The organism is Kineosporia succinea (assembly GCF_030811555.1).
In the GTDB taxonomy this organism is placed as follows: domain Bacteria; phylum Actinomycetota; class Actinomycetes; order Actinomycetales; family Kineosporiaceae; genus Kineosporia; species Kineosporia succinea.
In genome coordinates, this window is sequence record NZ_JAUSQZ010000001.1 from 8017072 (window position 1) to 8030643 (window position 13572).

Sequence of the window (13572 nt, forward strand, 5' to 3'; positions counted from 1 at the left end):
ACCAACGGCATTGAGGACGTGGTGGTCGCCGGGCGACCGCCCCGTCCTCAATGCTGTTGTCACCTCAGACCGGCGACGAACTCCTCCGCCGTCGTGGGCACCGAGAACATCGGGAAGTCGAAACGCAGCGCGTTCTCGTGCTCCTCGACGGACGTGGCCGCCGTGCAGTCGGACAGCGTGATCACCCGGTAGCCGTTCTCGTAACCGCTGCGCATCGTCGACTCGACACAGCAATTGGTGAGGAACCCGCCCAGGGCGATCGTGCGAATCCCCTTGCTGCGCAGGATGAAATCCAGGTTCGTGCTGGCGAAGGTGTCGAGCCCACGTTTGCCCTCGATCACGATGTCACCGGCCCGGGGCGCCAGTTCGTCGACGATCGCGGCACCCCACGAGCCCTTCACGAAGGCCTTGCCGTCGACCACGCCCTTGAGGATGCCGTACGGGTGCGCACTGATCTCGTGATAGCCCTCGGCGAACGAGATCGGCGCGTGCATCACCGTGACTCCCGCAGCGCGGGCTGCGTCCACCACCTGCCCGGTCTTGCCCAGCATCCCGTTGGCCGCCATCACCGGCGCGACGGCCTCGTGCAGCACACCGCCCTCGCTGGTGAAATCGTTCTGGTACTCGATGAGCACGAGCGCGATGGTGGACGCGTCGGTGAGACCTGGGCTGCCGGACATGACGACTCCTTCGGCTGCTTCTTCGGGCCAAGAATCTTCGTCGGTCGTGACAACCATAGGGCGCGGTCGTGCGTGTTGTGGGGAGAAGGAGCGGGATTCACTTCGGCAGCGGGACGGTGAGCGGCATGACCAGCACGGCCATCAGGGCGACAGCGGGAGCGCTCGGCATGGGCACACGGGGAGGAGTGGTGCTGGGCACGATGCTCCTGCTCGCGGGCCTCTTCACTATGGTCGCGTGCGCCGGGGCGAGTTCGGGTAGCGGCGAGAACCCGGCGTCACCCCCCTCGCCGGACGCGGCGTCGGCCCCGGTGGGCGCGAGTTCGGCGTCGGCGAGCCCGGCCAGGGCCGCAGACGAGAGCCCGGTGCTCTCCGACACGGGCCTGGGCGAGCTGCGGCTGGGGGTCTCCCTCAAACAGGCCAAGGCCCTCGGGCTGGTGGGCGAGCGCACCGAGGAGTCGCCCGACGAGACCTGTGAGCAGTACACCGGGGCCAAGGGCAGCGGCGTGCATTACCTGTACTTCACCGACGACCAGCTGATCATCATCGACGTCACGCAGGCGGCGAAACTCGACACCGGGCTCGCCATCGGCAGTACCTACACGCAACTGCACAACGCCTACGGCGACCAGATCGGCAACGACACCGGCCCCGGCCGGATCTACGTGACCGCACCCGGTGCCCCGGTGAAGGCCGAGTACCGCGTCGCTCTGGACTCCGACACGGCCTTCCCCGACTCGAAGATCACCGAGATCACCTTGCAGACGGTCGATTCCGGGTGTTACGAGTAGCCGTGACCGGTGCCGACCCCCACGAGGTGCTGACACCGCTGCCCGAGCACCTCAGCTCGCAGCCGCCGCCGTTCGAGGAGTACGTGTCGGCCCGGCTGCCCGACCTCCTGCGGCTGGGCCACGCGCTCGCCGGGAATCCGCACGACGCCAGCGATCTCGTGCAGGACGTGCTGGAGAAGGTGGGGGTGCGCTGGACCACCCTGCACCGGCGGGGCGAGAACGTCGACGCGTACGTGCGGCGGGCCATGGTCAACGCCCGCACCACCCGCTGGCGGCGCCGGCGGCGCGAGACGCTGGTCGCGTTCTCGGTCGTCGGGCTCGACCGGGCGGTGCTGCCGCACGACCGTTTCGACGACGAGCCGCTGTGGCAGGCACTGCGTGATCTGCCGGCCAAGCAGCGGGCGGTGCTGGTGCTGCGCTTCTACGAGGGGCTGACCGAGTCCGAGATCGCGGCCACGCTGGGCATTGCCGTCGGCACGGTGAAAAGTCATACGTCGCGGGCGATGTCCGCGCTGCGGCAGACACTCGCGCACACCGGCTCCGGCGGGGAGACGCCCCGGACCCCTGAGGGAGGCACGCGATGAGTCAGGACCATCTCGAAGACCGGCTGGCGTCGCTGCTGGGCAGCGCCGACCTGGATCTGCCCGCCCGGCCCGACGCGACCGGTGTGGTCATGGGCGACGTGCGCCGGGCCCGACGGCGACGCCGGGCCGTGCAGGTGGCGGTTCCGGCTGTGCTGGTCGTGGGGGCGATCGCGGCTGGGTCCACGTTCCTGCCGCGGTATCACGAGAAGGTGGTGCCGGCGGTGCAGCCGTCCGACGTGCTGACCGGCACCGGGATCGGGGCGCTCCAGCTCGGGATGAGCCTGTCCGCGGTCCGGGACGCCGGGCTGACCGGCGCGGAACTCAGCAGCGAGACGGATAGCACCTGCGTCACGTACGAGGGCCGGGGCTCTGTCGCGCAGTTCACCGTGGTCGACGGTCAGGTGGCCCGCATCCGGGTCGACGCGTTCGCCACGACCCCCGAGGGCATCGGCATCGGCGACACCTACGGCGATCTGCAGGCTGCCTACGACGACCTTCCGCAGGGAACGGCGGGCATGGGCTCGGTGCAGTTCAACGCCCTCGGAGCCCAGGGCGGCCGGTACGAGGCCGACCTCGAGATCCCCGACACCAATGCCGACAGATCCGCGGACACCGACGACGAGGCGGACTTCGAGGCCACCCGGATCACCGGGTTGTCCCTCAGCAGCCGGTCCCCCGCCCTGGAGTCCTGCTGATGCGCCCGGCCGGAGCACAGCATCAGCCGAGCGGGACCAGGCGGGCCGGACCAGCCGGGCGGGACCAGGCGGGCCGGGCCGGACCAGGCGGGCGGGACCAGGCGGGCAGCATCAGCCGGGCGGGATCCCCCAGCCACGCCAGCCCCCACACCGAGGCTCGACATCCTCAGCCCGGCAGGCTGTCCCACACGGTGACCTGCAGGGCCAGCTCGTCATCCCGGCTGGCTCCCTCACCGACGCGCAGCCAGGCGATGCGCCCGTCCGAGGTCGTCAGGCACAACTGGTCACCGGGAAAGACCTGCAGCGCGGGATACCCGTCCTTGCCCGACCGGATCCGCGCGGCGCAACGCGTGGCGGCATCCTGCGGCAGCCCCTGGTCACTGAACAGCTTGCCCTCGCTGAGCGAGAGGCCGGTGTTCTGGTCCCAGAACACGTCCAGAGCCTCTGATCCCGACGTGTCCGTCGGCTCCGAGCCCACGTGTTCGGAGTCGGCCGAGCCCCCGAGATGACCGAGGTGGTCCAGATCGACGCCGAGCCCGTTGTCGATGGTGATCGGCCCGTTGACCAGCACCACGGGCCGGTCCGACGAAGCCTGCGTCCCCGCCGTGCCGGTGGCGCCGGCATCCGCGGGATCAGCCGGCCGCCAGGGCTGGGTGATGGGCCGCCCGGTCGAGACCGGCAACGGCTCGTTGTCCCCGTTCCCCACGAGAGCCATGGAGCCCCAGGCGATGGCGCCGAGCACCACCAGCGTTCCCGCGGCCACCAGCACCTTGCTGACCGGCGTGGGCTCGTCCGGATCCGTGCCCTGGTCCGGGCCTGACAGCGATTCGGGCGGTGGAGGCGGTGAGGACGTCACGCGTCGGGTTCCCCTGTTGTTCTAGAACGGTCGTGTCGAAACGGCACAGTGGGCACCAGGGCCGAGAGCGCCGGTGTCCGAACAGGAATCAGCCCGGCCGGCCGTCCCGCACGTGGAGTCGGGACGGCCGGCCGGGCTGACGGCCGGTGCGGGCCGTGCAACTCACGGTCCGCACCGACCGTCGAAACGGATCGTCAGCTGACGGTGATGTTGACCGGGTTGCCCACCGGAACACCGTTGACGCTGGCCGTCACCGCGTACTGGCCCTTGACCTTGAACTTGATGCGGAACTTGGCCTCGCCCCGCCGGTCGGCCACGTCGGTGTCCGAGTAGGTGGCACCGCCACCGACCTTGACCGCCGTGAGCGTGACCTCACTGGCCTCTTCGACACCGGTGATGGAGAAGCGCACCTGCTCCTTGACGACGGCCGCGGCCTGGCCGGTGAGCTTGGCGTTCGGCACCACGAAGTCGGCGCGCGAGTTCTCCTTGAGGTCGCAGTCCACGGTGCGCGCACGCACCCGGTTGCGGCCGGAGGAGGTGTTCACGACGCCCGACACGGTGGGGCTGCTGCTGCCGCTGACCGTGCCGAGGAACTGCCCGTTGACCGTGACGATCGTGGTGCAGCTCGGGTCGGCGTTGTTGATGGTCGCGGTCACCGTCGACTTGGCGTCGTCGATGCGGACGGCGGTCGCCCGCACCGTCAGCGCCATGTCGGGCGGGTAGGCGTACGCCACCCCGCCGCCGATGCCGGCAAGGGTGAGTACCCCTGCCGCAACGGCTTTTCGATTGATCCTGCTCAAAGTCATGACTCGCTGGTCCCCTCTACGGGAGGTGGATCGGAGGCGATGGTCATCCCCCGACGACGGATGAGGTCTTGCACTCGGTCAGCGGCTCGGCGCTGCTCGTGGCCGGCTTCACCATGGGCTGGTTCAGCACGACCGGGATCTGCCCGGCGTCGTCCTCGACCACCGGGGTGGACATCACGACGTTCACCGTTCGCTCCTGACCAGCCGCGATGGGGACGCTCACGCGCCACACCGGGTGGTTGTTGTCGAGACCGGTGACCGGCACGACGGTTTCGCCGTCGAGCTGGGTGAGCACGGCGCTGCTGCCCACCGGCCCATAGATGTCCAGGATGATCCGATTGCTGCCGTCCCGCGTCACCTTGCCGGTGAGACCCCGCTGTATCAGGTCGCTCCGGACGTTGACGTACGACGGCAGCCCTTCCCCATCCTTGGGAGCCGTGTTGTCCAGGGTGACCGAAATCTGGCCCACCCTGGCACTGTTGGTGCAGGTGCCCGGGTCGTACCTGGTGTCCACCTGCAGGTAGGCATCCATCTTGTTGCCACCACCGTTGTTGACCACGGTCATGGCGAAGGGCCCGGGATCGCCCGGGATGGTGCCGGAGATGCTCAGCTGCTCCAGCTGGGCCTGGACCTCGTCGTCGTTCGCCCAGAGCAGGAGCCGTCGTTCGCGGACCGGCTCGCGCAGCGACTTGATCAGCGTCGGCAGGCTGAACTCCCCACGGGAGAACTTACCGAAGGTCGCCTGCACCAGTTCGGTGGTCACGGTGTCGACGACCTGCGGATCCTGCCAGCGGGCGTACACGCCCTTGCTGAGGAAGTTCGCGGCGTTCGACGAATCCACCGTCACACCACGCACTTCCACCGGGCCGGTGGCCGCGAGCAGAGCCGCGACGACGTTCTGGTCGACCCCCGCCACGAAGTCGGTGTCCTGGCGGGTGCGGGCCTTCCAGCCCGCCGCCGCCAGTTCACCGGTGTGCGGGAAGTGCGGGCTGGCGTTGAAACCGGCCCATTCGGTGAGGTCCTTGCCGTAGTGCTCGCGCAGGTTCTCCGGCGCCACCACCGACGGGATGGTCGGGCCGCGGTCGAGCTTGGAGCGGGATTCCGCGTCGGCCAGCGTCATCCGGCCCTGGTCGGTCTTGAGCTCGGCGAACGCGCCCACCAGACCGCCCGTTCCGCGAGCCTCGGCATCCTGCTGCAGCAGCACCACCCAGGTCTTCTCACCGTCGGCGCCGAGCATGCCGGGCAGTTCCTGGAGCAGCGGCACCGCATCGGCGAACGGCCCCCGGGCCGCGGAGAGCGCGGTGTTCAGCGTGGTCACGCCGTCGGCCACGTCGGGGCGCAGCCCGTCCGGGTCGAGCTCGCCGACGGTCACGGCGCCCGAGGAGACGGCCGCCGACAGCTGTGGCATCGCACCGGCGACGGCGCGCAGTGCGGTGGTGTCGAGCTGGCCCTGCGCGCCGGCGGCGCCCTTCGGCTGCAGCTTCGGCAGCGCGGTCTCGAGCGGCTGGGCGGCGGTGGTGATGTCGGCCATCACGGCGCTGACCTGGCGTGCCGCGTGCAGGTCTCGCCCCAGCACCGGCACGTATCCGGCGATGCCCCAGACCGGGTCGCCGGTGAGACGGTGGGCCTTCTGGGCGTCGACGCGCACCTTGGCGAGCGTCTGCCCGGCGGCCGGGAGGTCGTAGGCCTCGAGCTGGGCCTGCAGCACCGCGCCGTCGGCGCGCAACGCCTCGACCGCGACCTTGGCCTGCTGCCCCCGCACGACCAGCCAGGCACCCGCAGCCCCGAAGGTCACGACGGCCAGAAGAGCCACGGCCATCCACGGTCTGCCCATCGGCAACCATGACGGACCCCGCCCCTGATGCTCTTCGCTCACTCGCCTCCCCACGGCGTGAGTCTGACACAGAGTGAATGACCAGACACTCCTGGTCGATCCCTATGGGCCGAACGTCGTAGGGGTGATCAACAGGCTGTGAAGACAGAGCGTGACATCCAGGACATGAGACATCCGGAAGGCCCAGGAACACGGACGAAGCCGATTCCTCTCCGGAATCGCACGCCCCGCCCAGGCCCTCGCGGGCGTCCCCAGGAAACCCTGGATCCGCGACTACGACCAGTCACCACAAGCGGGGTCGGATCGAAACCGGCGAGACCGCCCGGGGTCCTCCGTGTTAACTCGGTGAACCGCTTCACGGCCCACTCTCCCGTAAGGCATTCCTGCGCCTTAATCTGCCGCCATGACGAACGAACCACTCGACCTGCTGGTGATCGGCGGTGGGGTCATGGGCCTCTTCACCGCGTACCAGGCGACACATCAGGCGAGTCAGCACGCAGGCCCCCGGGTCGCCGTGATCGAGACCGGCGAGATCGGCGACCCCCTGACGGCGTCGTTCGGCCGCACCCGCTCCTACCGGCGTGACTACCTCGACGCCGGGTACACCCGCTTCGCGGACGAGGCGATCCGGCTCTGGACCGAGTTCGAGACCGCCACGCAGACCCCGGTTCTGGTGCGCTGCGGCTGCATGAACATCGCCGCCACCGCGATCACCCCCGATCTGGACCGCACCTACGCCACGCTGAGCACGCAGGTGCTGAACCGGCTGGGCATCGGGGTCACGTCCTACGACACGGCCGGTGTCGCCGAGCACTACCCCTATCTCAAGGCCGACCTCGCCGACCTCGACCCGGCCGGCGGCCTCGTCGACCTGCGCACGGTCACCCGCACCCTGCGGCAGTCCCTCGAGCAGCGCGGCGTGGCCCTGCACGAGCACACTCGGACCACCGCGATCACCCAACTCGACGGGATCACCCGGGTCACCACGTCGTCCGGCATTTTCGAGACCCGCGCCCTGGTGATCACCGCCGGCCACGGCACCAACGGCGTCCTCGATCTGCTGCCCGGCAACCAGCTGCGCGTGCCGATCACGAAAGACCGCCCCAGCGAGGCGAAGTACTTCCACCCGACGCCGGAGACCCGGCACCTCTACACGTCCGACCGGATGCCGGTCATGGCCTACCTCGACACCGGCATCTACCTGCACCCGATCGTCGAGGGCGTGATCGACGCCGTGAAGATCGGCTTCTACAACCCGCCGGACATGCCCCGCGGCACCACGAGCATCAACAGCGTCGGCGACTTCGTCGAGCAGTGCATGCCCGGCCTGCTGGAGGCGGAGTCGGAACCCGTCACCGACGTCGACCAGTGCGACTACGACCTGGTCGCCGACGACGACTTCGTGCTCGGCGCGGTGCCCGGTCTCGGCAACGTGTTCGTCGGTGTCGGCTGGCGCGGCACCGGTTACAAGTACGCGCCCTGGGTCGGGCGGGTCCTGGCCGAGCTGTCGTGCCAGGAGGGAACCGTCTACGACATCGCGCGTTTCAGCCCTGCCCGTCTGATCTGATCACACCATAAGGAAGAGCCATGACCCGACCGAGTTCCCGCACCTTCACCGAGCGACTGGCCGACGGCGTGATGATCGGCGCCGAGGGGTACGTCTTCGAGCTCGAGCGGCGCGGCTACATCAAGGCCGGCCCGTTCGTGCCCGAGGTGATCCTCGACGAGCCCGAGGCGCTGCGGCAGCTGCACCGCGAGTTCCTGCGCGCGGGTGCGGACGTGATGGTGGCGCTGACCTACTACGCACACCGGCAGAAGCTGAAGGACGTCGGTCGCGACGGCCAGCTCGAGGAGCTCAACCGGGCGGCGGTGCGCATCGCCAACGAGGTCGCCGCCGAGGGCGGCGCGCTGGTCGCCGGGAACATCTGCAACACCTGGTCGTACGACCCGGCGAACCCGGTGGCCTCGGGTGCGGTGGTGCGCGAGCAGTACCGTGAGCAGCTGACCTGGGCGGTGGACGAGGGGATCGACTTCGTGATCGCCGAGACCAACGACTTCGTGGGCGAGGCGCTGATCGGACTGGAGGTGTGCCAGGAGCTGAACCTGCCCGCGGTGGTGACGTTCGCGAGCGTGCAGCCCGGGAAGACCTACGACGACCACGACTACATCGACGCCTGCAAGCGGCTGGCCGACGCGGGCGCCTCGGTGGTCGGTTTCAACTGCTCCCGGGGTCCGGAGACGATGCAGCCGATGCTCGAGAAACTGCGTGCGGCGGTGGACATCCCGATCGCGGCGCAGCCGGTGCCCTACCGCACGGACGCGGCGACGCCGGCGTTCGAGTCGCTGACGTCAGCGGGCGGGGGCCGGGCGTTCCCGATCGCGCTCGAGCCGTTCGCGCACACCCGGTTCGAGATGGCCGAGTGGGCGCGCCGGGCGGCCGATCTCGGAGTGCAGTACGTGGGCATCTGCTGCGGTGGCGCACCGCACCACGTGCGGGCGATGGCCGAGGCACTGGGCCGCACCACGCCCGCCAGCCGCTACTCCCCCGCCCTCGATCTGCACCCCGTGCTGGGTACGCCCGCCGACACGAGTGCGCAGGGCGTCATGGGTGACTGGAGTGCCGCTCCGGTGTGAAAGGCGACCACTGCCCATGGTGGACGTGTCGGCACCCGCAGGTGCCGACGCGTCCACCATGACGGGTGGTTCAGTAGCGGAAGTTGACGAGCAGCCGGTCGAGCTCGGCGCTCATGTCGGCCAGCTTCTCGGCACTGGCCGCGACCTCACCGATCGAGGCGCTGGCCGAACCGGCCGCCCCGGCGACCCCGGAGATCCGGCTGGCGATCTCGGTGGAACCGTCGGCCGCGACCGCGACCCCCGAGTTGATCTGCTGGGTCGTGGCGGTCTGTTCCTCCACGGCCGAGGCGATCGTGGTCTGGAACTCGTTGATCTGGGCGATCACGTTGGCGATCTCGCTGATCGCGTGACCGGCCTGGTCGGCATCGGTCTGGATGGCCTCGACCCGCTTGGAGATGTCCTCGGTCGCCCGGGCGGTCTCCTGCGCGAGCTGCTTCACCTCGTCCGCGACCACCGCGAACCCCTTACCCGCATCCCCCGCCCGAGCCGCCTCGATCGTCGCGTTCAACGCCAGCAGATTCGTCTGCTCCGCGATCGACGTGATCAGCTTGATCACATCACCGATCTCCCGCGACGACTCCCCCAGCTTGTTCATCGTGCCCGTCGTCGACTCCACGGCGCTCACCGCACCGGTCGCCACGCGCGCGGCTTCCTGCGCGTTGCGGGCGATCTCGGCGATGGAGACGGTCATCTCCTCACCGCCGGCCGCGACGGCCTGCACGTTGTTCGACACCTCGTCGGCGGTGCGGGACACCACCTGCGCCTGCTCGGAGGTCTCGTTCGCCGAGCGGCTGACGTCGGCCGAGACCGATCGCAGGCTGCCCGAGGTGGTGGACAGCTCCTTGGCGGTGGCGCCGATCCGGCCGAACACCTCGCCGATCTTGTCCATGGCCCGGTTCAGAGCCGTGGCCATGTCGGAGATCTCGTCCTTGCCGTCGGTCGCCAGACGCTTGCTCAGGTCACCGCCCGCGACCGTGTCGAGCGCCCCGACCATCGCCTGCACCCGGCCCACGATGCGGCGGCTGACGAGAATCATCGAGCCGCCGACCCCGACCACGGTGAGAACAGCCAGCCCGAGCACCAGCACGAGGAACTGGGTGAGGGCGGAGCTGACGTTCTGATCGGCGATGCCCGCCTCGGCGATCAGGGTCTGGGCCAGAGCCGCCGCTGCCGCGTTCTGCGTGTCGTTGAGCTGGTTGTACTCCGCGTTCGCGGCCTCGGCCTCGGCCGGGGTCGTGATGTCGGTGCCCTTCAGCAGGAACTCACCGGTGGCGGTGTAGGCGTCGGCCGCGGCCTTGATGTCCGCCTCGGCGCCGCTCGGCAGTTCGAAGCCCTGAAGGGTCTTGATGATGCCGCTGGTGACGCCGACCTCGTCGGTCAGCTGCTTGCCCACGGACTCGGCCAGACCCGGGACGTACTGCGCGGTGACGCTGTAGAGCGCCGTGCGCAGACCGCTGGCCTGGAGCTCACTGACCACTCCCATGGCCGTGTTCACGTTCTTCAGTTCGTCTTTGGCGGCGTCGGCGTGCTGCCACGAGTACAGGGCGCCGCCCGCCGTCAGTGCACTGGAGAGAACGACCGCTCCCGCCAGGACCGGAAACAGTCTCCGGATCGGTAAAGCCAACGACACCATGATGATCTTCCCATCCGCCCGCATCCCTGCGGACCCGCCCGACAGCCATCGCACACTCCTGCTACATGCACGACACATGTCGACCAGACGGCGAAGGTGTTTAACGGAGTGTCACTGGAATTAACCTGGCGGGCGGCGTCCATTGCATCGTTTACCGAGCTCAGGGCTCACATGGTGACGCAGATCACCCAGCACGCTCCGTGCCGGCGGCGGGCGGATCGGGCAGAAGGATCAGGTCGGCGTTCGGTTCCCAGCGGCCACGGGTGTCGTCGGTGTGGTGCGGCAGGCAGGCCAGAACGACATGGAACGGCACCGGCGGACGGTCCCACCACGTGCCCCGCTCGGCCTGACTGCCCCACTCGCGGGCGGCCAGGCGCAGCAACTCGACGAGTGCCTCGAAGTCGTCGGCGGACGCCTCGGCCAGCACCTGCTCGGGCTCCTTGACCATGATCACGTGACCGGCCTGGTGCGGCAGCCAGTCGAGGTCGGCCAGGCAGTCGCCGAACGCGTCCCAGTTCTCCTTGAAGAACCAGGGGAACTGCAGCGCCGCGGCGAACTCGTCGAACAGCCCCTGACGGGTGCGGCACTTGCGGCCCCGGACGACGCGCACCACGAGCCCGGCCTCCGACCAGCCTCGCTGGGCGAGCGCGTGCGAGCGCTCGTCGGCCGGCCGGAGCAGAGGACAGAAGGTGCGTTCCGCCCGTAGGAGGATTGGCGAGGGTCTCATCGCCGGTCATGGTCTCAACTTCGACACGCTGAGTGCGTGAGGACTCACGGATGGCGTACGAAAAGCGTGCGGGCTCACCCGTTCGGAGGCTGGGACCGGGGATGCGGATCGGCCCAGACCCAGGACGAGAGCGCGTCGGGCCGGCTTGGGGCGCACGTCTGCCCCCGCCGCCGGCCCACCGCGCGCAGGATCGATCCGGGCTCCTGCGCGCGCCTCCCCGCCCGATCGGTCAGGCGTTCGCGGCCTTCATACCCCGCAGTTCCTTCTTGAGCTCACGGATCTCGTCGCGCAGCCGGGCCGCCAGCTCGAACTGCAGCTCGGTGGCCGCGGTGTGCATCTGGTCGGTCAGCTGCTGGATCAGGTCGGCCAGATCGGTGGCCGGAACGTTCTCGACGCCCGCCGCCCGGGCCTTCGCGCCGGTGGCGCTGCTCATGCCCGGAACCGGGGCCTTGCCCCGGCTGCGCTGCCGGCCGCCCCCGCCGAGAAGCTCCTCGGTGTCTTCGTCCTCACGGGAGATGAGGTCGGTGATGTCACGGATCTTCTTGCGCAGCGGCATCGGGTCGATGCCGTGCTCGGTGTTGTAGGCCACCTGCTTCTCGCGACGCCGGTTCGTCTCCCCGATCGCGTACTCCATCGAGGGGGTGATCTTGTCGGCGTACATGTGCACCTCGCCGCTGACGTTACGGGCCGCACGCCCGATCGTCTGGATCAGCGAGGTGGACGATCGCAGGAAGCCCTCCTTGTCGGCGTCGAGAATGCTGACCAGCGAGACCTCGGGCAGGTCGAGGCCCTCACGCAGCAGGTTGATGCCGACCAGCACGTCGAACTCGCCCTTGCGCAGCTCGCGCAGCAGCTCGACCCGGCGCAGCGTGTCGACCTCGGAGTGCAGGTAACGCACCCGCACCCCCTGCTCGAGCAGGTAGTCGGTGAGGTCTTCGGACATCTTCTTGGTGAGCGTGGTGACCAGGACCCGCTCGTCTTTCTCGGCGCGGTCCCGGATCTCGCCGAGCAGGTCGTCGATCTGGCCCTTGGTCTGCTTCACCACGATCTTCGGGTCGATCAGGCCGGTCGGGCGGATGATCTGCTCGACGTAGCCGTCGGCCCGGCCCAGCTCGTACTTGCCCGGCGTGGCCGACAGGTACACGGTCTGGCCGATGCGGTCCTGGAACTCCTCCCACTTCAGCGGGCGGTTGTCCATCGCGCTGGGCAGGCGGAACCCGTGGTCGACGAGGGTGCGCTTGCGCGAGGCGTCGCCCTCGTACATCGCGCCGATCTGCGGGACGGTGCTGTGCGACTCGTCGAGCACCAGCAGAAAGTCGTCGGGGAAGTAGTCGAGCAGACAGTTCGGCGCGCTGCCGGAGGGCCGCTGATCCATGTGGAAGGAGTAGTTCTCGATGCCCGAGCAGGACCCGACCTGGCGCATCATCTCGATGTCGTAGGTGGTGCGCATGCGCAGCCGCTGGGCCTCGAGCAGCTTGCCCTGGCGCTCCAGCTCCTCCAGGCGCTCGGCCAGCTCGATCTCGATGTTCGTGATCGCGCGCTCCATGCGCTCGGGACCGGCGACGTAGTGCGAGGCCGGGAAGATGTACATCTCCTGCTCCTCGCGCACGATCTCACCGGTGAGCGGGTGCAGCGTGTAGATGCGGTCGACCTCGTCACCGAAGAACTCGATGCGGATCGCCAGCTCCTCGTAGACCGGGATGATCTCGACCGTGTCGCCCCGCACCCGGAACGTGCCACGGGTGAAGGCCAGGTCGTTGCGGGAGTACTGCATCTGCACGAACTGGCGCAGCATGACGTCGCGATCGATCTGCTGCCCGACCTTCACCGTCTGCATCTGGTCGATGTACTCCTGCGGGGTACCCAGGCCGTAGATGCACGACACGGTCGCGACCACGACCACGTCGCGCCGGGTCAGCAGCGAGTTGGTGGCCGAGTGCCGCAGCCGCTCGACCTCCTCGTTGATCGAGCTGTCTTTCTCGATGTAGGTATCGGTCTGCGGGACGTACGCCTCGGGCTGGTAGTAGTCGTAGTACGAGACGAAGTACTCGACCGCGTTGTTGGGCAGCAGCTCACGGAACTCGTTGGCCAGCTGCGCCGCGAGCGTCTTGTTCGGGGCCATCACCAGTGTGGGCCGCTGCACCTGCTCGATCAGCCAGGCCGTGGTGGCCGACTTACCCGTACCCGTGGCACCGAGCAGCACGACGTGCTCCTCGCCGCCCTTCACCCGCTTCGCGAGGTCGGCGATGGCCTTCGGCTGGTCGCCGTTGGGCTCGTACTCCGACACCACCGTGAAGGGTGCGACCGTGCGCTTGAGATCGGTGACTGGCCTCAT

13 protein-coding genes are annotated in these 13572 nt (G+C 69.0%); 5 read left to right on the top strand and 8 right to left on the bottom strand.

Annotated features, from left to right (window positions below; genetic code table 11):
- Positions 1 to 59 precede the first annotated feature (59 nt).
- Both J2S57_RS35050 and J2S57_RS35055 read right to left on the bottom strand, forming a co-directional pair.
- Entirely contained in the window at positions 60 to 680 is a 621-nt protein-coding gene (locus J2S57_RS35050) for a cysteine hydrolase family protein (RefSeq protein ID WP_307250902.1), read from the bottom strand.
- 97 nt (positions 681 to 777) lie between these two features.
- Entirely contained in the window at positions 778 to 1056 is a 279-nt protein-coding gene (locus tag J2S57_RS35055) for a hypothetical protein (RefSeq protein ID WP_307250904.1), read from the bottom strand.
- Here J2S57_RS35055 and J2S57_RS35060 point away from each other — a divergent pair.
- The 3 genes from J2S57_RS35060 to J2S57_RS35070 are packed head-to-tail and all read left to right on the top strand — an operon-like array spanning position 1043 to position 2747.
- Complete coding sequence (locus tag J2S57_RS35060; RefSeq protein ID WP_307250905.1) at positions 1043 to 1468, top strand: hypothetical protein; 426 nt, start codon at positions 1043 to 1045, stop codon at positions 1466 to 1468. The two genes, J2S57_RS35055 and J2S57_RS35060, sit on opposite strands and share 14 nt — an antisense overlap.
- Before the next feature lie 2 nt (positions 1469 to 1470).
- Positions 1471 to 2052, top strand: a complete 582-nt coding sequence (locus tag J2S57_RS35065; RefSeq protein WP_307250907.1) for a SigE family RNA polymerase sigma factor — start codon at positions 1471 to 1473, stop codon at positions 2050 to 2052.
- A complete protein-coding gene (locus J2S57_RS35070) occupies positions 2049 to 2747 on the top strand; it encodes a hypothetical protein (protein WP_307250909.1) in 699 nt (232 codons plus the stop codon). Before J2S57_RS35065 ends, J2S57_RS35070 begins: the two co-directional genes overlap by 4 nt.
- Positions 2748 to 2913: 166 nt before the next feature.
- Here the strand turns inward: J2S57_RS35070 and J2S57_RS35075 are convergent, their stop codons facing one another.
- From J2S57_RS35075 to J2S57_RS35085, 3 genes are all read right to left on the bottom strand, one after another.
- A complete protein-coding gene (locus J2S57_RS35075; protein WP_307250912.1) occupies positions 2914 to 3603 on the bottom strand; it encodes a hypothetical protein in 690 nt (229 codons plus the stop codon).
- A 194-nt stretch (positions 3604 to 3797) separates the two neighbouring features.
- Complete coding sequence (locus J2S57_RS35080; RefSeq protein ID WP_307250914.1) at positions 3798 to 4409, bottom strand: hypothetical protein; 612 nt, start codon at positions 4407 to 4409, stop codon at positions 3798 to 3800.
- 43 nt (positions 4410 to 4452) lie between these two features.
- Entirely contained in the window at positions 4453 to 6243 is a 1791-nt protein-coding gene (locus J2S57_RS35085) for a DUF4012 domain-containing protein (protein WP_307250916.1), read from the bottom strand.
- A 403-nt stretch (positions 6244 to 6646) separates the two neighbouring features.
- On the opposite strand from J2S57_RS35085, the gene J2S57_RS35090 reads away from it, so the two are divergent.
- Positions 6647 to 7810 carry an NAD(P)/FAD-dependent oxidoreductase gene (locus J2S57_RS35090; RefSeq protein ID WP_307250918.1) on the top strand — a complete coding sequence of 388 codons (1164 nt, stop codon included), beginning with the start codon at positions 6647 to 6649 and terminating at the stop codon, positions 7808 to 7810.
- Between the two features lie 20 nt (positions 7811 to 7830).
- Positions 7831 to 8877: a homocysteine S-methyltransferase family protein gene (locus tag J2S57_RS35095; protein WP_307250920.1), complete on the top strand. Its 1047-nt coding sequence runs from the start codon at positions 7831 to 7833 to the stop codon at positions 8875 to 8877.
- Between the two features lie 70 nt (positions 8878 to 8947).
- Here the strand turns inward: J2S57_RS35095 and J2S57_RS35100 are convergent, their stop codons facing one another.
- From J2S57_RS35100 to uvrB, 3 genes are all read right to left on the bottom strand, one after another.
- The gene (locus J2S57_RS35100) at positions 8948 to 10501 is read right to left on the bottom strand and encodes a methyl-accepting chemotaxis protein (protein ID WP_307250922.1); all 1554 of its coding nucleotides are present in this window, start codon (positions 10499 to 10501) and stop codon (positions 8948 to 8950) included.
- Between the two features lie 193 nt (positions 10502 to 10694).
- Complete coding sequence (locus J2S57_RS35105; protein ID WP_307250923.1) at positions 10695 to 11237, bottom strand: barstar family protein; 543 nt, start codon at positions 11235 to 11237, stop codon at positions 10695 to 10697.
- A 229-nt stretch (positions 11238 to 11466) separates the two neighbouring features.
- Positions 11467 to 13572: an excinuclease ABC subunit UvrB gene (gene uvrB / locus J2S57_RS35110; protein ID WP_307250925.1), complete on the bottom strand. Its 2106-nt coding sequence runs from the start codon at positions 13570 to 13572 to the stop codon at positions 11467 to 11469.